20 protein-coding genes are annotated in these 25,261 nt (G+C 71.1%); 14 read left to right on the top strand and 6 right to left on the bottom strand.

From position 1 onward, the window contains the following. Positions 1-23 precede the first annotated feature (23 nt). Positions 24-1,343 carry an MFS transporter gene (locus tag PJ985_RS13170; protein WP_443033478.1) on the bottom strand — a complete coding sequence of 440 codons (1,320 nt, stop codon included), beginning with the start codon at positions 1,341-1,343 and terminating at the stop codon, positions 24-26. 374 nt (positions 1,344-1,717) lie between these two features. Between PJ985_RS13170 and PJ985_RS13165 the strand changes: the two genes are divergently transcribed. Then, positions 1,718-2,440, top strand: coding sequence for a M23 family metallopeptidase (locus PJ985_RS13165; protein WP_271683896.1), 723 nt, complete (start codon positions 1,718-1,720; stop codon positions 2,438-2,440). Between the two features lie 4 nt (positions 2,441-2,444). Here the strand turns inward: PJ985_RS13165 and PJ985_RS13160 are convergent, their stop codons facing one another. Next, positions 2,445-3,056 (bottom strand): hypothetical protein, encoded by a 612-nt coding sequence (locus PJ985_RS13160; RefSeq protein ID WP_271683895.1) that lies wholly within the window; start codon positions 3,054-3,056, stop codon positions 2,445-2,447. Positions 3,057-3,239: 183 nt separating this feature from the next. Continuing rightward, complete coding sequence (locus tag PJ985_RS13155) at positions 3,240-4,175, bottom strand: glycerophosphodiester phosphodiesterase (RefSeq protein WP_271683894.1); 936 nt, start codon at positions 4,173-4,175, stop codon at positions 3,240-3,242. Between the two features lie 203 nt (positions 4,176-4,378). On the opposite strand from PJ985_RS13155, the gene uvrB reads away from it, so the two are divergent. Further along, entirely contained in the window at positions 4,379-6,484 is a 2,106-nt protein-coding gene (uvrB, locus tag PJ985_RS13150) for an excinuclease ABC subunit UvrB (protein ID WP_271683893.1), read from the top strand. Positions 6,485-6,592: 108 nt separating this feature from the next. Then, complete coding sequence (locus PJ985_RS13145; protein ID WP_271683892.1) at positions 6,593-7,174, top strand: TerD family protein; 582 nt, start codon at positions 6,593-6,595, stop codon at positions 7,172-7,174. Between the two features lie 54 nt (positions 7,175-7,228). On the opposite strand, the gene PJ985_RS13140 is transcribed toward PJ985_RS13145, so the two are convergent. From PJ985_RS13140 to uvrA, 3 genes are all read right to left on the bottom strand, one after another. Next, positions 7,229-10,654, bottom strand: a complete 3,426-nt coding sequence (locus tag PJ985_RS13140; RefSeq protein WP_271683891.1) for a phosphodiester glycosidase family protein — start codon at positions 10,652-10,654, stop codon at positions 7,229-7,231. 186 nt (positions 10,655-10,840) lie between these two features. Beyond that, the gene (locus PJ985_RS13135) at positions 10,841-11,275 is read right to left on the bottom strand and encodes a ubiquinol-cytochrome c reductase iron-sulfur subunit (RefSeq protein WP_443033477.1); all 435 of its coding nucleotides are present in this window, start codon (positions 11,273-11,275) and stop codon (positions 10,841-10,843) included. A gap of 63 nt (positions 11,276-11,338) precedes the next feature. Continuing rightward, positions 11,339-14,185, bottom strand: coding sequence for an excinuclease ABC subunit UvrA (gene uvrA / locus PJ985_RS13130; protein WP_271683890.1), 2,847 nt, complete (start codon positions 14,183-14,185; stop codon positions 11,339-11,341). Positions 14,186-14,435: 250 nt separating this feature from the next. Between uvrA and PJ985_RS13125 the strand changes: the two genes are divergently transcribed. From PJ985_RS13125 to PJ985_RS13075, 11 genes are all read left to right on the top strand, one after another. After that, positions 14,436-15,125: a maleylpyruvate isomerase family mycothiol-dependent enzyme gene (locus PJ985_RS13125; protein WP_271683889.1), complete on the top strand. Its 690-nt coding sequence runs from the start codon at positions 14,436-14,438 to the stop codon at positions 15,123-15,125. A gap of 66 nt (positions 15,126-15,191) precedes the next feature. Next, the gene (locus PJ985_RS13120) at positions 15,192-15,848 is read left to right on the top strand and encodes an MBL fold metallo-hydrolase (RefSeq protein ID WP_271683888.1); all 657 of its coding nucleotides are present in this window, start codon (positions 15,192-15,194) and stop codon (positions 15,846-15,848) included. Between the two features lie 84 nt (positions 15,849-15,932). Beyond that, complete coding sequence (gene uvrC, locus PJ985_RS13115; protein WP_271683887.1) at positions 15,933-17,984, top strand: excinuclease ABC subunit UvrC; 2,052 nt, start codon at positions 15,933-15,935, stop codon at positions 17,982-17,984. 54 nt (positions 17,985-18,038) lie between these two features. Continuing rightward, positions 18,039-18,977, top strand: a complete 939-nt coding sequence (rapZ, locus tag PJ985_RS13110) for an RNase adapter RapZ (protein WP_271683886.1) — start codon at positions 18,039-18,041, stop codon at positions 18,975-18,977. After that, positions 18,977-20,023 carry a gluconeogenesis factor YvcK family protein gene (locus PJ985_RS13105; protein ID WP_271683885.1) on the top strand — a complete coding sequence of 349 codons (1,047 nt, stop codon included), beginning with the start codon at positions 18,977-18,979 and terminating at the stop codon, positions 20,021-20,023. The genes rapZ and PJ985_RS13105 overlap by 1 nt, the downstream gene beginning before the upstream one ends. Next, positions 20,014-20,991 carry a DNA-binding protein WhiA gene (gene whiA, locus PJ985_RS13100; protein ID WP_271683884.1) on the top strand — a complete coding sequence of 326 codons (978 nt, stop codon included), beginning with the start codon at positions 20,014-20,016 and terminating at the stop codon, positions 20,989-20,991. Before PJ985_RS13105 ends, whiA begins: the two co-directional genes overlap by 10 nt. Before the next feature lie 251 nt (positions 20,992-21,242). Beyond that, positions 21,243-22,247 carry a type I glyceraldehyde-3-phosphate dehydrogenase gene (gene gap, locus PJ985_RS13095; RefSeq protein ID WP_271683883.1) on the top strand — a complete coding sequence of 335 codons (1,005 nt, stop codon included), beginning with the start codon at positions 21,243-21,245 and terminating at the stop codon, positions 22,245-22,247. A gap of 85 nt (positions 22,248-22,332) precedes the next feature. After that, on the top strand, positions 22,333-23,559 hold the full coding sequence (locus tag PJ985_RS13090; protein ID WP_271683882.1) for a phosphoglycerate kinase: 1,227 nt from the start codon (positions 22,333-22,335) through the stop codon (positions 23,557-23,559). A 100-nt stretch (positions 23,560-23,659) separates the two neighbouring features. Continuing rightward, positions 23,660-24,436, top strand: coding sequence for a triose-phosphate isomerase (tpiA, locus tag PJ985_RS13085; RefSeq protein ID WP_271683881.1), 777 nt, complete (start codon positions 23,660-23,662; stop codon positions 24,434-24,436). Between the two features lie 145 nt (positions 24,437-24,581). Continuing rightward, positions 24,582-24,812, top strand: coding sequence for a preprotein translocase subunit SecG (gene secG, locus PJ985_RS13080; RefSeq protein WP_271683880.1), 231 nt, complete (start codon positions 24,582-24,584; stop codon positions 24,810-24,812). A gap of 85 nt (positions 24,813-24,897) precedes the next feature. Next, on the top strand, positions 24,898-25,233 hold the full coding sequence (locus PJ985_RS13075; protein WP_271683879.1) for an RNA polymerase-binding protein RbpA: 336 nt from the start codon (positions 24,898-24,900) through the stop codon (positions 25,231-25,233). Positions 25,234-25,261 lie beyond the last annotated feature (28 nt).

The raw sequence follows: 25,261 nt of genomic DNA, 5'->3' as shown, positions 1-25,261 counted from the left end.
GGCCGACCCTGACTGGCCCGGCACTATGTCCGGCGTGCGCCGAGGGCGGTGCGCAGGGCGAGCAGCGCGGCCGGGAGCAGCAGGGCGGCACCCAGGGCGTTCAGCCAGCCGTAGCCGGCCTGGGCCACGACCAGGCCGGCCACGGCGCCGCCGATCGCCGCACTCGCGTTCATGACCAGGTCGGAGAGCCCTTGAGCGGCCGCCCGGCCGGCCTGCGGCACGGAGTCGGTGAGCAGCGTCGAGCCGCCGACCAGGCCGGCCGACCAGCCGAGGCCCAGGAGGAACAGCCCGGCAGCGGTCTGGCCGTGGTGTCCGTGCGCTGTGCCCGCCAGCGCCGCGGCCACCGCCAGCAGAGCGAAGGCGGAGAAGATGAGGGCCAGCCGGCCGATGCGGTCGGCCAGTCTGCCCATCAGGGGGGAGAAGGCGTACATCCCGGCCACATGGCCGCTGATCACCAGGCCGATCAGCTCGATGCCCGCGCCGTGGTGGTCCAGGTCGATCGGCGTCATCACCATGATCCCGACCATCACGGTGTGCGACACGGCCAGCGTGACCAGCGCGAGCCTGGCCCGTGCGGAGGCCGAGACGGCGGCCAGGCCGGCCCGCAGGGAACGGCCGCCCGGAGTCTGTGTGCCGGGAGAGGCCGCCTCCGCCAGCTTGCGCGCGGTGAGCAGTGGGTCGGGGCGCAGCAGGACCTGCACGGTGCCGGCGGCGAGCAGGAATATCGCCGCCGCCCACAGGAAGGGCCCCGCCGTCACCGGTATGCGCTCGTCGAGAGCCGCAGCGGTGCGGCCCGCGGGAGCGGCGATGTTGGGGCCGAGGACGGCGCCGAGGGTGGTGGCCCACATCACCGCGGCGATGGCGCGCCCCCGCCGGGCGGGTGGTGCCAGGTCGGCCGCGGCGAACCGGGCCTGCAGGTTGGCGGAGGAACCCGCCCCGAAGACGGTCATGCCGGCGAGCAGCAGCGGAAAGCTGCCGAGCACGGAGGCCAGGACGACCACCGCGCCGCCCACCGCACCGATCAGATAGCCGAGCACCAGGCCGGGGCGGCGCCCGCGCCGGGCCATCAGGGCGGCCAGCGGGAGAGAGAGCACGGCGGTCCCGAGCACCGAGGCGGTCATGGCGAGGCCGGACAGTCCTGCCGACCCGCTGACCTCCGCAGCCAGCAGGGCTGCCAGCGCGATGCCGACCGCCACCCCGAAGCCGCCCAGTACCTGGCTGGCGACGAGCACCGCCGTGGTGCGCCGGCGCAGCGTGTCCAGCTCCGCCCCGGTCGGTGAGAGTGCGTCCGCCGACGCGGGCGAGGGGTCCGGGGGACTGGTGGAACGCGTGGTCTCCGTCACGGACGGCAGTCTGCCAGGTGAGGTGACCCACATGTCTGTGAGGGCCTACGAAAGGCAATAGTGCAAGGCCGGGACAAAGGGCCGGGACTTTGGTCCCGGCAGGTCCGGGAATTTCGGCCGGCGCAGTCGGACTTCTGCCGGGAAGCGGAAAGGGGGCGCGGGCTGGGATGCGGCGGCGCGCGCAATGGAAGGGAGGGTGGGAGATTACTTCTGCCTTCCGGGCAGTGGTTGGTAAGGGACTTTCTGCCTTCCTTTTCACTACGAGGTTTCCTCGTAGTGCGGCGTTTTTGTCCTGCGGGAGATTGCCGTTACCAAGGAGTAGCGCCCCGGTGAATCACCGGAAAGCGTCCACTCATTCCGGAGGTATCACCCGCATGTCGCACCGCATCGCTCTCCGCACTCGCAGTGCTCTGATCGCTGCCGCGCTGTCCGCCACGATGGTGGCGGGGACGGGCGTGGCGCAGGCCTCGGAGAGCACCGCGTCCCCGGACGTGTTCGCTCTCAACTCCGCCGAGGAGCTCGCCGGTCATGCCAGGGGCCAGGCGGACATCCAGCAGCAGGCGGGGGAGGCCGTGAAGGCCGCGGTGGAGAAGAAGGCGGCCGAGGCCGAGAAGGCGGCGGCGGCCGAGCAGGCCGAGGCCGCGAAGCAGGCTGAGGCCGCGAAGCAGACGGCGAACGGCTGGGTCGCTCCGATCGACGGCGACTACACCGTGTCCGCCACGTACGGGAACAACGGCAGCCGCTGGGCCTCGAACCACAGCGGACAGGACTTCGCGGTACCGACCGGCACCCCGGTCAAGAGCGTGGCAAAGGGCACGGTGGTGAAGGCCGGGGCCAACGGAGCCGGGGACGGCGCGGCGTACGGAAACGCCGTCGTCGTCAAGCACGAGGACAGCACGTACTCGCAGTACGCGCACCTGTCGAGCGTCCAGGTGAGCGTCGGCCAGTCGGTGGATGCCGGTCAGCGGATCGCCCTGTCCGGCAACACCGGCAACAGCAGCGGGCCGCACCTGCACCTCGAGATCCGCACGACCCCGGAGTTCGGTACCTCCGTCGACCCCGGCAGCTTCCTGCGTGCCAAGGGCGTCTCCCTGTGAGGTGTCATCCCGCCCGTGCCGCCGGCAGCCGCCGGCGGCACTCGCGTTGCAGCCCCGGGTACGCGGCAATGATCGCGTCACTCATGCGCCGGCGCAGCAGCCGGTCGCCCTCCTCCCGGGCGGTCCCCGGGGGCAGCGCCTCCAGCAGGCGCCGGTGCCCCGCGAGCAGATCGCACAGATAGTCGACCTCCCAGCGGGCCAGTTCGGCAGCGGAACTTCCGCCGACCGTGACCGGCCGCGGCCGGTGTCCCCAGGAGCGCGCGGCCCGATGGGCGTCCCGCAGATTGCGGTGGCGTACCGCCCGTGCCGCCAGCTCCCCGGCAGGCAGCTCGGGCAGATCCAGCGGGACGGAGCGGACGGCCTCCATCGCCAGCTCCCTGCGCCGGCCGGTCGCGGCCCGCAGTGCGTCGGCCCGCCGCCTTCGCACGGCCACCGCCCGGCCGAAAGCGTCACCGGCCTCCGCGGCGGCCACTCGCGGAGCCAGGTACAGCGGCACAGGCTCGGTGCGGTCCGGGTCACCCAGCAGGGTGCGCACGAGATACGGTGTCCAGCCACGGGTCAGCAGCTCCGCCACCGAGCAGTGGGCGGGGGCGTGGAGCTCCCCGGGAACAGCCATGAAGCCCTCCTTCGGCGGGGAGGAACGGGCACAGGGACAGTCCCGTGAGTCTCCCCTCCCCGGCGCCGCGTCATACGTGCCGGGGTCTTCCGCCGCTCGGAACAGCGGCTGAGGGAAGCACCCCCCGCAAGGGAGAGCAGTGCCCGCCCGGTCACGGCCCCCCGCGTCCGTACCCGCGTCAGCTCAGCGGGTACGGAGTGCCTCCAGGATCCGTCCCGGGTAGTCGGTGATGATGCCGTCCACTCCCAGCTCCGCCATCCGCACAGCCGTCCCGGGGTCGTTCACTGTCCAGGTGAGGACCTCCAGCGGCTTCCCCCCGGCGCCCTTCAGCGCCTGCACCTCTGCCACGTACGCCTCGGTCACCGTGGTGTACCGGGGGTTGATCCGGTCGGCGAATGCGGCGTAGGCGGGGAGCTCGGGCACTGCCGGGTTGCCCAGGAATCCGGTGACGACCCGGGGATCCAGCTCCCGGACGGTACGGACCGAGTCCGCGTGGAAGCTCTGGATGACGAGATCCTCGTCCAGCCGCGAGGGTTCCAGCCAGCCCTGCTTCTCCAGCACCGTCAGCACCTCCTCCTCGATACCCGGGTACCGCTCGGGTGCCTTGATCTCGAGCAGCAGCCGCTGACGGTTCGCCGTGAGCCGGTCCAGGGCCTGCTCCAGGGTGGGGACCGGCTCGCCCGCGAAGCGCGCGTCGAACCAGCTGCCCGCGTCGAGTCGGGAGATCTCCTCCAGGGTGAACCCGGCCACGTCCCACGGCTCGCGGTCGGGGAACACCTCCTGCGCATCGGTGGTGCGCCGCAGGTGCGTGTCGTGCAGGAGAACGAGCTCACCGTCCCGGGTGCGCTGCACGTCCGTCTCCACCCACCGGGCTCCCTCGGCGGCTGCGGCGTCGACCGCCGCCAGGGTGTTCTCCGGGGCATGCCCGGAGGCCCCGCGGTGGGCGATCACCTGCGGCGTTCCGGTGTGCTCCGCGCTCCCCGTGCCGGGCTCCGGTGAGGTCACCGTGGAGCCGGCCGTGGGCGCCTGCTGCTCGAGCGTGCCGGTCATGGCCAGGGAGAACACCCCCAGCACGGAACCGAGAGCGATGACGAGGGAGTGCGCGGAGGGAACGGGCATGAAGACTCCTCAGTTCGGGACCCGGCGCGTCGGGTGCTCGCGCCGGGCGCCCGGGTAACCTCCCCACGCCGAGTTGCACCCGTTTGCCGGACAGTGAGCCACAGCCGCACGGAAAGCGAAGGAGCGGGCACCTCCGGTCACCACGGGCGATGCCGGCCACAGCGGCCGGGCCGGTTGTCGGCGGCGGGTCGTACCGTGGGTGCATGCGGCCTGCTTCTCAGATCGAACGCACTGTGGCGCCCTTCGAGGTCGTCAGTCCTTACCGGCCCAGCGGTGACCAGCCGACGGCGATCGCCGACCTGGAGAAGCGCGTCACGGCAGGTGAGAAGGATGTGGTTCTGCTCGGTGCCACCGGCACGGGCAAGTCGGCGACCACCGCGTGGATGATCGAGCGGCTCCAGCGGCCGACGCTGGTCATGGCCCCCAACAAGACCCTCGCCGCTCAGCTGGCGAACGAGTTCCGGGAGCTGCTGCCGAACAACGCTGTCGAGTACTTCGTCTCGTACTACGACTACTACCAGCCTGAGGCGTACGTCCCGCAGACGGACACCTACATCGAGAAGGACTCCTCGGTCAACGACGAGGTCGAGCGGCTGCGGCACAGCGCCACGAACTCGCTGCTCACCCGGCGGGACGTGGTGGTGGTCGCCTCGGTGTCCTGCATCTACGGCCTGGGCACCCCCCAGGAGTACGTCGACCGGATGGTGACGCTCAAGGTCGGTGAGGAGATCGACCGGGACACCCTGCTGCGCCGGTTCGTCGACATCCAGTACAGCCGCAACGACATCGCCTTCACCCGCGGCACGTTCCGGGTGCGCGGTGACACCATCGAGATCTTCCCGGTGTACGAGGAGCTCGCCGTCCGCATCGAGATGTTCGGCGACGAGATCGAGGCGCTCTCCACACTCCACCCGCTCACCGGCGAGGTCATCACCGACGACCGGCAGCTCTACGTCTTCCCCGCCTCGCACTACGTGGCCGGTCCCGAGCGGATGGAGAAGGCGGTCGCCGGGATCGAGGCCGAGCTCGAGGAGACGCTGGCCGCGATGGAGCGGCAGGGAAAGCTGCTGGAAGCCCAGCGGCTCCGCATGCGCACCACCTACGACCTCGAGATGATGCGGCAGATCGGCACCTGCTCAGGCATCGAGAACTACTCCCTGCACATCGACGGCCGGGAGCGCGGCACTGCTCCGCACACCCTGCTGGACTACTTCCCGGAGGACTTCCTCCTGGTCATCGACGAGTCCCACGTCACCGTGCCCCAGATCGGCGCGATGTTCGAGGGGGACGCCTCCCGTAAGCGCACCCTGGTCGACCACGGCTTCCGGCTGCCCTCGGCCATGGACAACCGCCCGCTGAAGTGGGAGGAGTTCCAGAAGCGCGTCGGCCAGACCGTTTACCTGTCGGCGACCCCCGGCCCCTACGAGCTGGCCCGCGGGGACGGCGTGGTGGAGCAGATCATCCGGCCCACCGGCCTGGTCGACCCGGAGGTCGTGGTCAAGCCCACCGAGGGCCAGATCGACGACCTGGTGCACGAGATCCGCACCCGTACCGAGAAGGACGAGCGGGTTCTGGTCACCACGCTGACCAAGAAGATGTCGGAGGATCTCACCGACTACTTCCTGGAGCTCGGCATCCGGGTCCGTTACCTGCACAGCGACGTCGACACGCTGCGCCGGGTCGAGCTGCTGCGCGAGCTGCGCTCCGGTGAGTACGACGTCCTGGTCGGCATCAACCTGCTGCGGGAGGGCCTCGACCTCCCGGAGGTCTCGCTGGTGGCCATCCTCGATGCCGACAAGGAGGGTTTCCTGCGCTCGGGCACCTCGCTCATCCAGACCATCGGCCGCGCCGCGCGGAACGTCTCCGGCCAGGTGCACATGTACGCGGACCGGATCACCCCCTCCATGGAGCGGGCGATCGACGAGACCAACCGGCGGCGCGCCAAGCAGATCGCCTACAACCAGGAACGCGGCATCGACCCGCAGCCGCTGCGGAAGAAGATCGGGGACATCGTGTCCGCGATCGCCCGTGAGGATGTCGACACCGAGGAACTGCTGGGCACCGGCTTCCGCCAGGGCGTGCAGGACGGCAAGGGCAAGGCACCGGTGCCGGTGAAGAGGGGGAAGGCCGCCGCGGGCACCCTCACGGACCGGCCCGCCGCCGACCTCGCCGACACCATCGAGCAGCTGACCGCGCGGATGCGGGCAGCGGCTGCCGAGCTCCAGTTCGAGGTGGCCGCCCGGCTGCGTGACGAAGTCTCCGAGCTGAAGAAGGAGCTGCGTCAGATGCGGGAGGCAGGCCTCCGCTGACACGCCGTACCACCCTGGTCGCCGGGCGAGCCGCTGACGTAGGGTCGGGGGCGCCGGGTGGTGTACGCGCGGCGGTACGAGCAGTCGGAACAGCCGAGGGGGAGCAACGTGGGCGTCAACTTGTCCAAGGGACAGGGCATCAGCCTGGAGAAGGCCGGCGGCGGTCTGACGTCGGTCCGCATGGGACTGGGATGGCAGGCGGTGCAGCGCAAGGGGCTGCTGAGCAAGATGTTCGGCACCCGGGAGATCGACCTGGACGCCTCCGCCGTGCTGTTCTCCGGCCAGGAGGCCGTGGACGTCGTCTACTTCAACAAGCTCGTCGGTGACGACGGCTCCGTCACGCACACCGGTGACAACCTGACCGGCGGGGAAGGGCAGGGCGGCGACGACGAGTCGATCATCGTCGATCTCTCCCGGGTTCCGCAGAAGGTCGACCAGATCGTCTTCACGGTCAACTCCTTCACCGGGCAGACCTTCGCCGAGGTGGAGAACGCCTTCTGCCGCCTGGTGGACGAGGCCGGCGGTGAAGAGCTGGCCCGGTACACCCTGACCGGCGGCGGCTCTTCCACCGCGCAGATCATGGCCAAGGTGCACCGCAGCCCCACCGGCTGGACGATGACCGCCATCGGAGCACCGGCCGGCGGCCGTACCTTCAAGGACCTTCTCCCGGCGGTCGTTCCGCACCTGTGACGCCGGGCGGCCGGAAGGGGTCGGTTCCCCCGGCCGCCGCCACCCGCGCCGGGTTCAGCCGGTGATCCGGATCTCCGTCTCCCGGCTCTCGCCGCTGACCGTCACCCGGAGCGTCACCGTCCCCGGGCGCAGCGCCCGGAGTTCCCCGGTGGCCGGGTCGAACGTGGCGCTGTGCCGGGGTCCGGCGTTCCCCGGGTCGCCGAGGTGCAGGCCGGCCGAGCCGGACCAGTCGGCGCTGACCGGATGCGCCACCGGTACCTCCCGCGGGCCCGCCCCGCCGGCCTCCTGCCGCACGGTGGCGGTGAACTCGGCGGCGGCCCCCGCGGCCAGCTGCCCGGGCCCGCGCAGTACCAGAGTGTCGACATGGGGCCTGGTCTGCACCGAGATCCAGTCAGGCAGGCCCAGATGCGGGGCGCTGCGGCTCCTGGCCCGGTCGCCGGCGGACACCTGGTCGACGCCCACCATCGCCCAGCCGGTGAATCCGCCCCGCTCCGGCGCAGCGGCCGGGGCCTGGCCCGCGTGGCCGCCGAGGAGGTACGGCACCCCGCGCAGCCGGTAGGAGTCGAAGATCCCGGCGTGCGCGCCCAGGTGGGCGGCGCCCTTGCCGCTGCTCTCCCGGAACTCCGCCAGCAGCCGTTCCAGCAGCACGGCGTCCATCCGGTCGGTCAGCCGGCTGTCGGGGCGGGCATGGGTGCCACGTGCGGGGACGTGCCCCACCACGATTACCGAGCCGATGCTCCGGTCCTCCGCGGCTGCCTCCAGCTGGTCGTGCAGTTCCCTCCACTGGGCGTAGCCGCCGCCGCTGATCGTCCGGGAGGAGGTGTCCAGGGTGAGGAACCGTGTCCCCCGGTGATCGAAGGTGGTCCGGCGGTCACCGAAAACCTGCTCCCACCGGTCGGGGGAGCCGTCCGTCACCTCGCGGTCGCCCGGCACGTGGATCCGGGGAAGGTGCCCGCCGAGCTCCTGCTCCAGCAGAGCGCGGGCGAACTCCAGGTCCGCCACTGAACCTTCCCCTGCCCAGTCCCCGTTGATGATGACGAAGTCCGGCTCGGCGGCGGCGACTTCGCGCAGTGTGCGGCGGGCCGCCCCGGCCGGCCCGCCGTCCGGGTCACGGGCGGTGAGGCCGGCGTCGGAGACCACCGCGAACCGCCAGTCCCGGGCTGCGGTGCCGGCCTGTGAGGTGATGAGCGGATCCGCCGGCGCGGAGGTCTCCGGCAGCTCGATGTCCGGGGGGATCCGCGCGGTCAGCTCGTCGATGACGATCTCACCGGAGTACTGGGCGTCCGGCCGGGTCTCCACCAGGTAGAAGCGGTGCACCGCCACCGGGTAAGCGGTGTCCTCCGGTAGCGCGAAGACGACCTGCTGCCAGCCTGCGTGGTCGAGCGGGCCCGCGCGCAGCACCTGGCTGGTGCCGGTGGCGTCGAGGAGGTGCAAGGAGGGCCGGGCACCGGACGCGTCGCCGTGCACCCAGAGCGAGAAGCTGTGCGGCTTGCCGGGCACCGGAATGTCCTCGGGCGGGGTGGCGTAGGCGGCCCGGGTGGCGGTGGACCGGGCGAAGTCGTACCGCATGCGCAGCGCCATGCCGTCCATTCCGTCCGGCTCCGGGGCGAGCGACCCTGCCGCCCGCGCATGGCTGAACGTCCATGCGCCGGCGTCGTCGAAGCCGGCCACGGGGGCGTCCCGCAGCCCGGTGCTCACGGCGAGGGCGGTGGAGACGCCGCCTGCTGTGGCGGTCACCAGCCCGGCGGTGGCCGCCTCGGTGACCGCCGTGACGGTGAAGCCGGCGCGCTCCGGCTCCGCGGCGATGTCGAACAGCGCACGGTCGTACTCCAGCGTGACGTCGGCCGGTTCCACCGGGGCGCTGGTGCCGGCCGCGTCGTAGCCGAGCAGACCGAAACGTCCCTGGTCCGCCGGGTCGGCGAGTCCCACCCGCCGGGCGGTCGGCTGCAGCCGGGTCAACTCACCGATGACCGTCAGTTCGGTGCTCCCACGGGCTCGCCCGCCCGCCGCCAGGACCTCGGTGCGGCCGGGGCGCCGCGCGGTGAAGGTGCCGTCCGTGCTCACCGTTCCGACCCCGGGGCGGGAGGCCGACCAGTGGGGCGTGCCCCCCGCCGGGGCGTAGGTCTCGTCGTAGCCGTCGGCCGTCAGCTTGCGGGTCAGCCCGGGGAAGACCCGCTCCGGGCTGCCGCCGCCCACGGCTTCTCCGGTGGGGGACCGGGCCGGGTCGGCGGTGGTGTGCACCCGGAAGCCGTGCAGCGCGCCGCTGCCGGCCGGAGCGGTGACGGCCAGCCCGTTGGGGACCGGCCGGTCCCAGCCGTCGGACGGTGAGTTGACCAGGGTGGTGCCGGTACCGCCCTGGTCGCGGGCCAGCAGCGTCGTGGAGCCGCCGCCGTCGAGGTTGAGCGCGGTGTGCGAGCCCAGCCGGGCCATCAGGATCGCGAGCTCGGTGAGGGTGGTGCCCCCGGACTGCGCCTGCCTGCCGTCCACGGTCAGGATGTGCATCTCCCGGCCGTCCTCGGAGAAGCCCACCGCGGTGCGCGGCGCGGTCGCGTTGTTCGGCCGCCCCTCCCAGTTCTGCGGCTCCCCGTCGCGCACCAGCAGCCCGTTCCCGCCCACCGCGGTCCGCGGCAGCTCGCTGCCGTCGGCGGTGCGAGGGCCGTAAACCAGTTCCACCCGGTCGCCCGCCTCCAGCCTGGACAGCACCCCGGACCCGGCTTCCCGGCCCAGCAGCGCGACGGTGTTCTCGGGGACGCGGCCGGAGCCCGGCTTCTCCGTGACGGAGACGACGGCGCCGTCCTCGACGAGCACCTCGGTGACCTGCTCCGAGCCGAGCACCGGCAGCGCCCGGTCGGCCTCTCCCCACTGCGGGGTGTAGACCCCGATTCCGTCCACGGGCACGAGGGCGGCGTTGTAGGAGTGCATGGTCTCCTCACCGTCCGGCAGGGTGAGCTTTCCTTCGAAGAGGATGTCGAGGAGACGGCCCGCGTTGTCGGTGCCGAACCCGACGACCTGGGTGCGGCCGAGGCTTCCCGACTGGGTGAGCTCACCGTTGCGGATGCCGGGTGCGAGCGGGGCGTCGGTGGCGTTGATGTCGAAGAAGTCGGCGTTGAGGGCGGCCACCGTGGTCCGGCCGTTCCCGGGGTCGTGGGCGGCGGCCAGTTCCCCGACCGTGGCCCGCTGGGCGACATCCGGGGGCGCGAGGTAGTCGAGCCGGATGTCCTCGGTGAGGTCGAGCGTCAGCACCTGGGCGCTCAGCCACTTGTCCGACTCCAGTCGCTGGGTGGTGGTGAGTGCCGCTCCAGGTGCCACGGGCCGGTGGACACGGGAGAGCTCCGTGCCGTCCCCGTCGGCGATGGCGAGCGGAACCGGTGCGCTCCCGGCCGTTGCCGGGGAGAGCAGCCCCAGAGCCAGGGCGGTGACCGTGCCGACGACGAGCAGCGGGCGCGCCCGTGGCCGGTCGCGCAGGGGGGATGCCGGCAAGGCTTCTCCTTGAACGTGTGCCTGGTGTGCGCACTGTGCGCACCCGGCAGCTCAGCGTTCCAAGGAAGGCCGGTCCGCACCAGCCAGAATTGCCGACATTCAGGTGGCGAACCCGTAACGAAAGCAGGGCTGTTGATGTATTTGTGGTGATATGCCCGAATGAAGTGTCCGTACAAGTACGGTTATTCAGGCCGCCGGTCCGGCGATGAGCCGGCCGTTCTCGGAGCGGAGCGGGATCTCCGGAAGCGATTCGTGGGCGGGCCCCTGCAGCACCCGGCCGGTGGCGCTGTCGAACCGGCTTCCGTGGCAGGCGCAGTCCGCCTCGAGGTCACGGGTCCCGCTCAGGACGCAGCCCGCGTGTGTGCACACCGCGCTGTAGGCCCGGTAGTCCTCTTCGGAGGGCCGGGAGACCAGCACCTTGTGCTCCGGATAGATCCGCGCGCCGCCCACCGGCACCTCCGAAGCGGGGCCGAGCTCGACCGGCTCCGTGGGCAGTTCGGGGTCTCCGGGGTCCCGGGTCTCGCAGCCGGTCAGGCCGAGTCCGGCTGCGGTGGCCGAGGCGAGAGCCGCTCCGCGCAGCAGCGTGCGGCGGGTGGCGGGCGGAATGTCATTCGATGTCACGGACCGCACCCTACGTGCCTCGACCGAGCGGCCGGCCGGTGGGTCCCCCGGCCGGCCGGCCGGTCACGGCCTCAGCGGGAGGACGTCCTGGAGGAACTTGCCCGTGTGGCTGGCCGGTACCGTGGCGAGGTGCTCGGGAGTGCCCTCGGCCACCACCAGCCCTCCACCGCTGCCGCCCTCGGGGCCCATGTCCACGAGCCAGTCCGCGGTCTTGATCACGTCGAGGTTGTGCTCGATGACGATCACCGTGTTGCCCTTGTCCACCAGGCCCGAGAGCACCGCCAGCAGCTTGCGGATGTCCTCGAAGTGCAGACCGGTGGTCGGCTCGTCGAGCACGTAGACGGTGCTGCCCGTGGAGCGCTTCTGCAGCTCCGAGGCGAGCTTGACCCGCTGTGCCTCACCGCCGGACAGCGTCGGTGCGGGCTGGCCCAGGCGGACATAACCGAGACCGACGTCCTTCAGCGTGCGCAGATGGCGGCTGATCCCCGGCACGGCCTCGAAGAAGTCCAGCGCCTCCTCGATCGGCATGTCCAGCACCTCGGCGATGGACTTGCCCTTGTAATGCACCTCCAGTGTCTCGCGGTTGTAGCGGGCACCGTGACAGACCTCGCACGGGACGTAGACGTCCGGCAGGAAGTTCATCTCGATCTTGATGGTGCCGTCCCCGGAGCAGTTCTCGCAGCGGCCCCCCTTGACGTTGAAGGAGAACCGGCCCTGCAGGTAACCGCGGACCTTCGCCTCCATCGTCTCCGCGAACAGCTTGCGCACCCGGTCGAAGACCCCGGTGTACGTGGCCGGGTTGGAACGCGGGGTACGGCCGATCGGCGACTGGTCGACATGGACGACCTTGTCCACCAGCTGGTCGCCCTCGACCCGGGTGTGCCGCCCCGGCACCGACTTCGCGCCGTTCAGCTCGCGGGCCAGGTGGGTGTAGAGGATGTCGTTCACCAGCGTCGACTTACCCGAGCCGGACACGCCGGTGACCGCCGTGAGCACGCCGAGCGGGAAGGCGACATCGATGCCCTGCAGATTGTGCTCCCGCGCGCCGATCACGGTCAGCTGCCGGGCAGGGTCCGTGGGCCGCCGCTCGGCCGGCAGCGGGATCGACTTCCGACCGGTCAGATACTGCCCGGTGACCGACTTCTTGTTGTCGAGCAGCTCCCGCAACGGGCCGCTGTGCACCACCTTGCCGCCGTGCTCGCCCGCGCCGGGACCGATGTCCACCACCCAGTCCGACGCCTTGATGGTGTCCTCGTCGTGCTCCACGACGATCAGCGTGTTGCCCATGTCACGCAGCCGCACCAGGGTCTCGATGAGGCGGTGGTTGTCCCGTTGGTGGAGGCCGATCGACGGTTCGTCCAGGACGTAGAGGACGCCCACGAGACCGGAGCCGATCTGAGTGGCGAGCCGGATCCGCTGCGCCTCACCGCCGGACAGCGATCCCGCCGCGCGGTTGAGGGAGAGGTAGTCGAGGCCGACGTCGACCAGGAACCGCAGCCGTTCGTTGACCTCCTTCAGCACCCGCTCGGCGATCTTCTTCTCGCGGGCGGTCAGCTTCATGTCCCGCAGGAAGTCGGCGCACTCGCTGATCGACATCGCGGAGATGTCCGCGATCGACCGGTCCTTCACCGTGACCGCGAGAACGACCGGTTTGAGGCGGGTGCCGCCGCAGGTGGGACACGGGACCTCGCGCATGTAGCCCTCGAAGCGCTCCCGGCTGGAATCCGTCTCCGACTCGGCGTGCCGCCGCCGGACGAACGGGATCACTCCCTCGAAAGCGGTGGTGTAAGCCCGCTCCCGGCCGTGCCGGTTCTCGTAGCGGACCTCGATCCGGGTGCGGTGGCCGTACAGCAGCGCTTTGCGGGCCCGCTGGGGCAGCCCTTCCCAGGCGATGTCGGTGCGGAAGCTCAGCGCCTCGCCCAGCGCGCTGAGCAGATGGTTGAAGTACCCCTTGGTGTGACCGTGTGACCAGGGGTGCAGCGCCCCGTCGTCGAGTGATTTCGACGGGTCGGGGACGACCAGCTCGGGATCGACCTCCATCCGGCTGCCGAGCCCGGAGCAGTCGGGGCAGGCGCCGAACGGGGAGTTGAAGGAGAACGACCGGGGCTCGAGCTCCTCGAAGGAGAGATCGTCGTACGGGCAGTACAGGTGTTCCGAGTACATCCGCTCGCGCTGCGGGTCGTCCTCGGGGAGGTCGACGAAGTCCAGCACCACCATGCCGCCGGAGAGGCCGAGGGCGGTCTCGACCGAGTCGGTCAGCCGGCGTTTCGCACTGTCCTTGACGGTCAGGCGGTCGACGACCACCTCGATGGTGTGCTTCTCCTGCTTCTTCAGCTTCGGCGGATCACTCAGCTGGACGGTGGCGCCGTCCACCCGGGCCCGGCTGTACCCCTTGGTCTGCAGCTCCGCGAAGAGGTCGACGAACTCACCCTTGCGCTCCCGGGCCAGCGGGGAGAGTACCTGGAAGCGGCTGCCCTCGGCCAGGCCGAGCACCTTGTCGACGATGGCCTGCGGTGACTGCCGGGCGATCGGACGGGAGCACACGGGGCAGTGCGGCTTGCCGATCCGGGCGAAGAGCAGCCGGAGGTAGTCGTAGACCTCGGTGATCGTGCCGACGGTGGAGCGCGGGTTGCGGGAGGTGGACTTCTGGTCGATCGAGACGGCCGGGGAAAGCCCTTCGATGAAGTCCACATCGGGCTTGTCCATCTGACCGAGGAACTGCCGCGCGTAGGAGGACAGCGACTCCACGTAGCGGCGCTGGCCCTCGGCGAAGATCGTGTCGAACGCGAGAGAGGACTTGCCCGATCCCGAGAGCCCGGTGAAGACGATGAGCGAGTCGCGGGGAAGATCGAGCGAGACGTTCTTGAGGTTGTGCTCGCGAGCGCCACGAACGATGAGTCGGTCGGCCACGCCGGTTGGACCTTTCCTGGGGAAACGGGAGCCCGCGGGATACGGGGGACCCTTTACAAGACTATGGGCGGGCTCTGACAAGCAGCGCCGCGGTGAGCCGGGAGCACCCGGCGACCTCCGTCATAGTACGTCTGTTCGAATTAGTTTTCTCCAGGCCCGGGCTTCCTCTGCCTCCCGTTGCGGCGCCGGGCCCCTCACGGCGGTGCCGGGGCCGTGGCGGCCGGCATGACGGCGGAGATAGCGTGTGACGATGACCGCACCGACAGCTGAGCTGACCGCCCTCCAGGACGCCACCGACAGGCTCCTGACCACCGCCGGCGCCCTGGACGATGCCGCGCTCGCGGAGCCGTCCCTGCTGCCCGGCTGGACCCGTGGCCATGTGCTCGCACACGTCAGCCGGAACGCCGACGCCCTGGTGAACGTGCTGACCGGCCGCCCGATGTACCCGAGCGCACAGGCCCGCGAAGCCGATATCGAGCGCGACGCGGACCGGCCCCTCGCGGCGCACCTCACCGACCTGCGGGAGAGCGCCGCCCGGCTGGCCGCGACAACCGGCGGCCTCACCGAGGAGCAGTGGCGGGGCACCGTCACCCTGCGCAACGGGGTCACCGACGTCGCCGCCGCCATCCCCTTCCGTCGCCGGATGGAGGTCGAGCTGCACCACGTCGACCTCGACGCCGGCCACACCGTGGCAGACCTGCCCGGGACCTTCACCGACGGTGCACTGGACTACCTGACCCGGCGCTTCAGCGGGTATCCCGGCCTCCGGCCGGTGGAGATCCGGGCCGAGGACGGCCGCAGCCGGCGCATCGGTCAGGCCGACGGCAAGCCCCTGGTCGTGGCCGGCAGCCCCACCGCACTGGTCGGCTGGCTGGCCGGACGCACCACCGGCAGCGGGCTGACCGCGGACGGCGAACTGCCCGCCCTCCCCCCGCTCTGACGCCCCCGCGCGGCCCGGCCGCGGTCCCGGAGGAAAACCGCGAAGTCTTCTGGCAGATTGGGGACCATGGCGTACTCCGGAAGGGTCACTGTCGGCGGACCGGCCGACGTGCACGAGCTGTCCGATCTCCTCATCTCCAAGGCCGCGGTCGGGCCGATGGAGAACAACACCTACCTGCTGCGCTGCCGGGCGACCGGCGAACAGCTGCTGATCGACGCGGCGAACGAGCCGGACACCCTGCTGCGACTGATCGGTGACGACGGGATCGCCTCCGTCGTCACCACTCACCGGCACGGGGACCACTGGCAGGCGCTGGACGACGTGGTGCGGGCGACCGGCGCGCGCACGTACGCGGGCCGCCTCGACACCGAAGGCATCCCGGTCCTCACCGATGTGCCGCTGGACGACGGCGACGAGGTCGCGGTCGGCGACTGCCGGCTTGCGGTCCGGCACCTCGCCGGGCACACCGAGGGCTCCGTCGCCCTCGTCTACGACGACCCTCGCGGACATCCGCACGTCTTCACCGGGGACTGTCTCTTCCCCGGCGGCGTCGGCAACACCTTCGGTGACACGGACGCCTTCGGCCGGCTGCTGCACGACGTGGAGACCAAGCTCTTCGCCGAGCTGCCCGACGAGACCTGGGTGTACCCCGGGCACGGCGCCGACACCACGCTCGGAGCCGAGCGCCCGCACCTGGCCGAGTGGCGCGAACGCGGCTGGTGAGAGCCCGGGAGGGGGCCCGCCCGGCGGGCGGGCCCCGGATCCCGCCCCGCACCGGGCGTCCGCCCGTCTGAGTAGGGTTGCCTCATGGCCGACCCTTCCAGCTACCGCCCCGGTCCCGGTGAGATTCCCGACTCCCCGGGTGTCTACCGCTTCCGGGACGAGCACCGCCGGGTGATCTACGTCGGAAAGGCGAACAGCCTGCGCCAGCGGCTGTCGTCGTACTTCCAGGACGTCTCGGGCCTGCACCCCCGCACCGCCACCATGGTCACCACGGCCACCTCGCTGGAGTGGACCGTGGTCTCCACCGAGGTGGAGGCCCTGCAGCTGGAGTACTCCTGGATCAAGGAGTTCGCACCCCGCTTCAACGTGAAGTACCGGGACGACAAGAGCTATCCCTCGCTGGCCGTCACGATGAACGAGGAGTTCCCCCGCGTCCAGGTCATGCGTGGCCCCCGGCGCAAGGGCGTGCGCTACTTCGGTCCCTACGCGCACGCCTGGGCGATCCGGGAGACCGTCGACCTCCTGCTGCGTGTCTTCCCCGTCCGGACCTGCTCCGCCGGCGTCTTCAAGCGCGCGGAGGCCGTGGGCCGGCCCTGCCTGCTCGGATACATCGACAAGTGCTCCGCCCCCTGCGTGGGGCGGGTCACCCCCGAGCAGCACCGCGCGCTCGCCGAGGAGTTCTGCGACTTCATGGCCGGGCGCACCGGCACCCACCTGCGCCGCGTCGAACAGCGGATGCACGAGGCCGCCGAGGCGATGGAGTACGAGCGGGCCGGCCGGCTGCGCGACGATCTCGCCACGCTCCGCCGTGCGATGGAGAAGAACGCGGTCGTCTTCGACGACGGGACCGACGCCGATGTGATCGCCGTGGCCGAGGACGAACTCGAGGCCGCCGTACAGATCTTCCACGTCCGCGGGGGCCGGGTGCGCGGTCAGCGCGGCTGGATCACCGACAAGGTCGAGGACGTCGGCATCCCGGAGCTCGCCGAGCACGCCCTCCAGCAGCTCTACGGCGAGGAACGGGGGGACGCGGGCGGCCCGGGCGGCAGCGGCGGCGTCCCCAAGGAAGTCCTGGTGCCCGCCCTCCCCGAGCCGGCCGAGCCCCTGGCCCGCTGGCTCGCCGGCCGCCGCGGCTCCCGGGTCGATCTGCGCGTGCCGCAGCGCGGCGACAAGAAGGACCTGCTGGCCACCGTCCAGCGGAACGCCCAGAACGCCCTGGCGCTGCACAAGACCAAGCGCGCTTCCGATCTCACCACCCGCTCCCGGGCCCTGGAGGAGATCACCGAGGCGCTCGGGCTGGAGTCCGCGCCCCTGCGCATCGAGTGCTACGACATCTCCCACCTCCAGGGGGAGGACGTGGTCGCCTCCATGGTGGTCTTCGAGGACGGGCTGGCCCGCAAGAGCGAGTACCGCCGCTTCCAGATCAGGGGATTCGCCGGCCAGGACGACGTGCGGGCCATGCACGAGGTCGTCTCCCGGCGCTTCCGCCGCTACCTGCGGGAACAGGAGAAGCACGGGGAGTGGGACGGCGCCGCCGCTGCCGGGGAGAGCGGCGCGGAGGAGGGCGGCCCGTCGGAGGCGTCCGCGCTGACGGAGGACGGCCGTCCCCGGCGGTTCGCCTATCCGCCGCAGCTCCTCGTCGTGGACGGCGGGCAGCCCCAGGTGGCCGCGGCCCGCCGCGCCATGGACGAGCTGGGCATCGACGACGTGGCCGTCTGCGGGCTCGCCAAACGCCTGGAGGAGGTCTGGCTGCCCGGCGAGGACGACCCGGTGATCCTGCCCCGTTCCAGCGAGGGCCTGTACCTGCTGCAACGGGTGCGGGACGAGGCGCACCGCTTCGCGATCCGCTATCAGCGCGGGAAGCGTTCCCGGTCACTGCGCAGGAGCCCGCTCGACGACGTGCCGGGCCTCGGACAGACCCGGCGGACAGCACTGCTCAAACACTTCGGCTCGGTCAAGCGGCTGCGCGCCGCAACCGTGGAAGAGATCTGCGAGGTTCCGGGCATAGGACGCAGGACCGCCGAGACGGTTGCCGCCGCCCTGGCGGGGGCCGCCCCGGCCGCCCCCGCGGTCAACACCGCCACCGGCGAGATCATGGAGGAACACCAGGAGACCGGCAGCCGTTCCGGAGGATGACCACGCAGCGCACCGACCGACTGCGCACCGACCGACAGACGGGGGCACCCGGACATGACCGAGCACAGCAGAGACAGCAGAGAGGACCCGCAGGTGGAAACCGGCACGGCGGCGCAGGCCCAGGAGACCCCGGCCATGCCCGAACTGGTCATCATCTCCGGCATGTCGGGTGCCGGGCGCAGCACGGCCGCCAAGTGCCTGGAGGACCTGGGCTGGTTCGTGGTGGACAATCTCCCGCCCTCCCTGATCACCACCATGGTGGACCTCGGCGCGCGCTCGCAGGGCAACGTCGCCCGCATCGCGGTCGTGGTCGACGTGCGGGGCCGCAGCTTCTTCGACAGCCTCCGGCAATCCCTCACCGACCTCCGGGCCCAGGGCGTCACCCGCCGGATCGTGTTCCTCGAGGCCTCCGACAACGCCCTCGTCCAGCGGTTCGAATCCGTGCGCCGCCCACACCCCCTGCAGGGCGACGGGCGGATCGTCGACGGGATCGCCGCCGAACGCGACCTGCTGCGCGAGCTGCGCGGCGACGCCGACCTGGTGATCGACACCTCGAACCTCAACGTGCACGAGCTGCGCGGCAAAATGGACGCCCAGTTCGCCAGCGACGACGAGCCGGAGCTGCGGGCCACCGTGATGTCCTTCGGCTACAAGTACGGACTCCCCGTCGACGCCGACCACGTGGTGGACTGCCGCTTCCTGCCCAACCCCCACTGGGTGCCCGAGCTGCGGCCCTTCACCGGCACCAGCCAGGAGGTGTCCGACTACGTACTGGAGCAGCCCGGCGCCAAGGAGTTCCTCGACCGCTACGCCGAGCTGCTCGAGCTGATCGCGGCCGGCTACCGGCGCGAGGGCAAGCGGTACGTCACCATCGCGGTCGGGTGCACCGGCGGTAAGCACCGCAGTGTCGCGATGTCCGAGAAACTGGCCCGCAGACTGGCCACCGAGGGCGTGGAGACCGTTGTCGTGCACCGGGACATGGGACGCGAGTAATGCCGCGCAAGCCCGCCCGGCAGGTCCGGGCCGGCATCATCCGTCCCGCGCGTTCGCTGCGCACCCTCCGCGGACGGCGCAGCGCCCAGCCCAAGGTGGTGGCGCTGGGCGGCGGGCACGGCCTGTCCGCCTCCCTCACCGCGCTGCGCCGGATCACCGGTGACCTCACCGCCGTGGTCACCGTCGCCGACGACGGCGGATCCAGCGGGCGGTTGAGGGAGGAGCTCGGGGTGCTGCCCCCCGGGGACCTGCGCAAGGCGCTGGCCGCCCTGTGCGGGGACGACGAGTGGGGCCGGACCTGGTCGGAGGTGGTGCAGCACCGCTTCAAGAGCGAGGGAGAGCTGCACGGCCACGCGGTGGGCAACTTGCTCATCGTCGCCCTCTGGGAACAGCTCGGCGACCATGTGCAGGCTCTGGACCTGGTCGGCAAGCTGCTCGGGGCGCACGGCCGGGTGCTGCCCATGTCCGCGGTGCCGCTGGAGCTCCAGGCGCGGGTGCGCGGGCACGACCCGGAGCGGCCCGGGCTGGTCAGTACGGTCCGCGGGCAGGCCACGGTGGCGCTGACCCCCGGTGAGGTGCAGGAGGTGCGGCTGGTCCCCGGAGCGCCGCCGGCCGTCCCGGAAGCCGTCGCGGCCGTGCGGGACGCCGACTGGGTGGTGCTCGGCCCCGGCTCCTGGTTCTCCTCCGTGATCCCCCATCTGCTGGTGCCCGAGCTGCTCGACGCGCTCACCGCCACGAGGGCGCGGCGGATCCTGTCCTTGAACCTCGCACCCCAGCCCGGCGAAACTGATGGCTTTTCTCCGCAGCGTCATGTGGAGGTTCTGGTACAACACGCCCCTAAACTCACCTTCGACGTGGTGCTGGCCGACCAGGATGCGGTGCCCGACCGGGACAGCCTGTGCCGGGCCGCCGAACGGCTCGGCGCAGCGGTCGAACTGGCCCCGGTGGCCGCTCCGGACGGAACCCCCCGACACGATCCGGAGCAGCTGGCCGCCGCGTACGACAGAATTTTCCGGATGCATGGAAGGATCGGCCCATGGCGATGACGGCAGCGGTGAAGGATGAGATCTCCCGGCTACCCGTCACCCGCACCTGCTGCCGCAAGTCGGAGGTGTCGTCGATTCTCCGGTTCGCGGGCGGCCTGCACCTGGTGAGCGGGCGCATCGTGATCGAGGCGGAGCTGGACACCGGAATCGCTGCCCGGCGGCTGCGGCGCGACATCCTGGAGATCTTCGGGCACTCCTCGGATCTGGTGGTGATGGCACCCGGCGGACTGCGCCGCGGCAGCCGGTACGTGGTGCGGGTGGTGGCCGGCGGTGACCAACTGGCCCGGCAGACCGGGCTGGTCGACAGCCGCGGCCGTCCGATCCGGGGTCTTCCGCCGCAGGTCGTCTCGGGTGCCACCTGCGACGCCGAGGCGGCCTGGCGCGGGTCGTTCCTGGCCCACGGTTCGCTCACCGAGCCGGGCAGGTCGTCGTCCCTGGAGGTCACCTGCCCGGGCCCCGAGGCCGCTCTCGCCCTCGTCGGGGCCGCCCGGCGGCTGCAGATCCCCGCGAAGGCCCGCGAGGTCCGCAACGTGGACCGGGTCGTGGTCCGGGACGGCGACGCCATCGGCGCGTTGCTCACCCGGCTCGGTGCCCACGAGTCCGTGCTGGCCTGGGAGGAGCGCCGGATGCGGCGCGAGGTGCGGGCCACCGCGAACCGGCTGGCAAACTTCGACGACGCCAATCTGCGCCGCTCCGCACGCGCCGCCGTTGCGGCCGGGGCGCGGGTCCAGCGGGCGCTGGAGATCCTCGGGGACGAGGTTCCCGACCACCTCGCCGCCGCCGGCCGGCTGCGCATGGACCACAAGCAGGCCTCCTTGGAGGAGCTGGGCGCGCTGGCCGACCCGCCGCTGACGAAGGACGCGGTGGCGGGCCGGATCCGGCGGCTGCTCGCGATGGCCGACAAGCGGGCTCAGGACCTGGGCATCCCGGGCACCGAGGCCACCCTCACCGAAGAGATGGTCGGCTGAGCGGGCCCGGCCCCTCCCCGAGCTTCCGCGTCTCCCCGGGCGTGCCGGGGGCAGCGGTCCGAGCGCCGCATACCAGCCGGTAGGGGAGCGGCGCCGAGGCGATGACTCCGTGGACGCGTCCGCACGCCCGGTGGACGCGCCCTGCCAATGTCACGGCAGGAGGCCCGGCGCGGTAGGGTCGGAAGTGGTCGGGGACATCCCATACAGCTCGCCGGTGTCCGCCACCGGCGTACCAACGAGGAGATCGGTTCGTGACGATCCGCGTAGGCATCAACGGCTTTGGCCGCATCGGCCGCAACTACTTCCGCGCACTTCTGGAGCAGGGAGCAGATGTCGAGATCGTCGGTGTCAACGACCTGACCGACAATGCGACTCTGGTACACCTCCTGAAGTACGACAGTGTGCTGGGCCGTCTCAAGGAGGAGGTCAGCCACACCGAGGACACCATCACGGTCGGCAACCAGACCTTCAGGACGATGGCCGAGCGTGACCCGGCGAAACTGCCCTGGGGCGAACTCGGTGCCGACATCGTCATCGAGTCCACCGGCATCTTCACCAAGGGGCCTGACGCCGGGAAGCACCTCACCGCCGGGGCCAAGAAGGTCCTGATCTCCGCGCCCGCCAAGGACGAGGACATCACGGTCGTCATGGGCGTGAACCATGAGGACTACGACGCGGCGCAGCACCACATCATCTCCAACGCCTCCTGCACCACCAACTGCGTGGCGCCGATGGCCAAGGTGCTCGACGAGAGCTTCGGCATCGTCAAGGGCATGATGACCACGGTCCACGCCTACACCAACGACCAGAGCATTCTGGACTTCCCGCACAAGGACCTGCGCCGTGCGCGGGCGGCCGCGGTCAACATCATCCCGACCTCGACCGGTGCCGCCAAGGCCACCGCCCTGGTCCTTCCGCAGCTCAAGGGCAAGCTGGACGGCATCGCCATGCGCGTCCCGGTGCCCACCGGCTCGGTCACCGACCTGGTCGTCGAACTCAGCCGCGACGTCACCCGGGACGAGGTCAACGCCGCGTTCCAGAAGGCGGCCGGCGGCTCGCTGAAGGGTTTCCTCGAGTACACCGAGGACGCGATCGTCTCCTCCGACATCGTCAACTGGCCGGCCTCCTGCACCCTGGACTCGCAGCTCACCATGGCCCAGGGCAGCCAGGTCAAGATCGTCGGCTGGTACGACAACGAGTGGGGCTACTCCCACCGCCTCGTCGACCTGACCGTCTTCGTCGGCGGCAAGCTCTGAGCGCAGGCGCAGTCACCACGATGTGAAGAGGCAGGGCTCGTGCACCGCACGGGCCCTGCCCCATGACGGTCAGGAGCCGCTTTTCATGAAGACGATCGACCAACTCGTCGAGGAGGGTGTCGCGGGCCGGCGGGTTTTCGTCCGCGCAGACCTCAACGTCCCGCTCGCGGGCACCGACAACGGACAGAAGACCATCACCGACGACGGCCGTATCCGGGCCGCCGTTCCGACGATCAGCCGTCTCGCTGACGCGGGTGCCCGCGTGATCGTCGCTTCCCACCTCGGCCGCCCCAAGGGCGCGCCGGACCCGCAGTTCTCGCTCGCCCCGGTCGCCCGCCGGCTGGGCGAGCTGCTCGGCCGGGACGTCGCCTTCGCCGCCGACACCGTGGGCGACGGCGCCCGCACCGCCGTGGACGGGCTCGCGGACGGGCAGGTCGCGCTGCTGGAGAACCTCCGCTTCCACTCCGGGGAGACCAGCAAGGACGACACCGAGCGCGGCGCCTTCGCCGACGAGCTGGCCGCCCTCGCGGACGCCTACGTCGGTGACGGCTTCGGCGCCGTGCACCGCAAGCACGCCTCGGTGTACGACCTCCCGGCCCGCCTTCCGCACGCCGCCGGCGGGCTGATCGCCACCGAGGTCACGGTGCTGAAGAAGCTCACCGAGAACGTCAGCAGGCCGTACGCGGTGGTACTCGGCGGCGCCAAGGTCTCCGACAAGCTCGGCGTCATCGAGCACCTGCTGGGCAAGGCCGACCGGATCCTCATCGGCGGCGGCATGGCCTTCACCTTCCTCAAGGCCCAGGGCCATGAGGTGGGCAGCTCGATGCTGCAGGAGGACCAGGTCCCGGCCGTGCAGGGCTACCTGCGGCGGGCGAAGGAGCTGGGGGTGGAGTTCGTCCTGCCGGTCGACGTGGTCGCGGGCGCGGAGTTCCCCGACCTCGGGGCCAAGGCGCCCACGAATCCGGTCACCTGCCCTGCCGACGCCATTCCGGCCGAGCTGATGGGCCTGGACATCGGCCCGGAGTCCGGCAGGCTCTACGCGGAGAAGATCGCCGACGCGGCCACGGTGTTCTGGAACGGCCCGATGGGGGTCTTCGAGCACCCCGACTACGCGGAGGGGACCCGGGCGGTCACCCGGGCGCTGCTGGACAGCGACGCCTTCACGGTTGTCGGCGGCGGTGACTCGGCAGCGGCCGTGCGCATCCTCGGCTTCGACGAGGACGCCTTCGGCCACATCTCGACCGGCGGTGGCGCCAGCCTGGAGTACCTGGAGGGCAAGACGCTCCCCGGTCTCGCCGCACTGGAGAACTGAACCGGTGACGGCGGTGCGCGGCTTCCCTGCCACGCGTCGCCCTCACCGCCGCCCGCCGGCCCAGCCGCACGGGTGAAGAAGCCAGAGAAGAAAGAGGGCTATGACCACGCGCACCCCGCTGATGGCGGGCAACTGGAAGATGAACCTCACGCACCTCGAGGCCATCGCCCACGTCCAGAAGCTCGCCTTCGCCCTGAGCGACAAGGACCTGGAGACTGTCGAGGTCGCCGTCCTTCCGCCCTTCACCGCGCTGCGCTCCGTGCAGACGCTGGTGGACGGTGACAAGATCAAGATCGCCTTCGGCGCGCAGGACATCTCGGCGCACGACAACGGCGCGTACACCGGTGAGGTCTCCGGACCGATGCTGGCCAAGCTGCACTGCACCTATGCGGTAGTGGGGCACTCCGAGCGCCGTCAGTACCACGGCGAGAACGAGGAGGTCTGCAATGCCAAGGTGCGGGCCGCCTACCGGAACGGCCTGACCCCGATCCTGTGTGTCGGAGAAGGGCTCGAGGTCCGCAAGGCCGGCGACCAGGTGGCGCACACCCTCGCGCAACTGGACGGCGCGCTGCGGGACATCCCGGCGGAGCATGCCGCCACGATCGTCATCGCCTATGAGCCGGTGTGGGCGATCGGGACGGGCGAGGTCGCCACCCCCGAGGACGCCCAGGAAGTGTGCGGTGCGATCCGGCGGAGGCTGGCCGAGCTGTACAACCAGGAGCTCGCGGACGCTGTCCGTATCCAGTACGGCGGCTCGGTGAAGTCCGGGAACGTCGCCGCGATCATGGCGCAGCCCGACGTCGACGGCGCCCTGGTCGGCGGCGCGGCGCTGGACACCGACGAGTTCGTCAAGATCGTCCGGTTCCGCGATCAGTGAGGGACCGCTGAGCGGCTGAAGCTAGTACCCTGTCGGGGACCGGCCCGGCGGCCCTGCCGCCTGCCCGGTCCCCGAGACGCCTGTACATTCGGTAGATCCACATCACGTCCGTCGTGTCCGTCCCTCTGAGAGAGTTGGTCCAGCCGTGGAAACGGGGTTTTCGATCGCCCTTGTCATCTTCAGCTTCCTGCTGGGGTTGCTGGTCCTGATGCACAAGGGCAAGGGTGGCGGCCTGTCCGACATGTTCGGTGGCGGCATGCAGTCGTCGGTCGGTGGCTCGTCGGTCGCCGAGCGGAACCTGGACCGCATCACGATCGTCGTCGCGCTGATCTGGTTCGCGCACATCGTGGTTCTCGGCTTGCTGATGCGGTCGTAAGTCAGTAACTCCAGCCACTGGACGTGCGTTGAGCCTTGCATAGACTGAGGCGACTTCGCAGCACGTGAGGCAGGGAGTGACGACCGTGGCAGGTGGCAACGCTATCCGTGGCAGCCGGGTCGGCGCGGGGCCGATGGGGGAGGCCGAGCGGGGCGAGTCCGCCCCGCGTCTGCGGGTCTCCTTCTGGTGCGCCAACAGGCACGAGACGCAGCCCAGCTTCGCGAGCGACGCGCAGGTCCCTGACATCTGGGACTGTCCGCGGTGCGGCCTGCCCGCCGGCCAGGAGGAGGCGAATCCTCCGGCCCCGCCCCGCAACGAGCCGTACAAGACCCACCTCGCGTATGTCCGTGAGCGCCGCAGCGACGCGGACGGCGAGGCCCTTCTCGCCGAGGCTCTCGCCAAGCTGCGCGGCGAGGGCTGATCCCGCCTCGCCGACCGGTCCGCTGACC

This window comes from Streptomyces sp. ACA25 (assembly GCF_028200735.1).
GTDB lineage: Bacteria > Actinomycetota > Actinomycetes > Streptomycetales > Streptomycetaceae > Streptomyces.
The sequence above is the reverse complement of the archived record's forward strand: the minus strand, read 5'-3'. Positions and strand labels throughout refer to the sequence as shown.

Coding starts and splice junctions, on each gene's coding strand:
- PJ985_RS13165 (WP_271683896.1), top strand. CDS start 1,718: ATGTCGCACCGCATCGCTCTCCGCACTCGCAGTGCTCTGATCGCTGCC.
- PJ985_RS13160 (WP_271683895.1), bottom strand. CDS start 3,056: ATGGCTGTTCCCGGGGAGCTCCACGCCCCCGCCCACTGCTCGGTGGCG.
- PJ985_RS13155 (WP_271683894.1), bottom strand. CDS start 4,175: ATGCCCGTTCCCTCCGCGCACTCCCTCGTCATCGCTCTCGGTTCCGTG.
- uvrB (WP_271683893.1), top strand. CDS start 4,379: ATGCGGCCTGCTTCTCAGATCGAACGCACTGTGGCGCCCTTCGAGGTC.
- PJ985_RS13125 (WP_271683889.1), top strand. CDS start 14,436: ATGACCGCACCGACAGCTGAGCTGACCGCCCTCCAGGACGCCACCGAC.
- PJ985_RS13120 (WP_271683888.1), top strand. CDS start 15,192: ATGGCGTACTCCGGAAGGGTCACTGTCGGCGGACCGGCCGACGTGCAC.
- uvrC (WP_271683887.1), top strand. CDS start 15,933: ATGGCCGACCCTTCCAGCTACCGCCCCGGTCCCGGTGAGATTCCCGAC.
- rapZ (WP_271683886.1), top strand. CDS start 18,039: ATGACCGAGCACAGCAGAGACAGCAGAGAGGACCCGCAGGTGGAAACC.
- PJ985_RS13105 (WP_271683885.1), top strand. CDS start 18,977: ATGCCGCGCAAGCCCGCCCGGCAGGTCCGGGCCGGCATCATCCGTCCC.
- whiA (WP_271683884.1), top strand. CDS start 20,014: ATGGCGATGACGGCAGCGGTGAAGGATGAGATCTCCCGGCTACCCGTC.
- PJ985_RS13090 (WP_271683882.1), top strand. CDS start 22,333: ATGAAGACGATCGACCAACTCGTCGAGGAGGGTGTCGCGGGCCGGCGG.
- tpiA (WP_271683881.1), top strand. CDS start 23,660: ATGACCACGCGCACCCCGCTGATGGCGGGCAACTGGAAGATGAACCTC.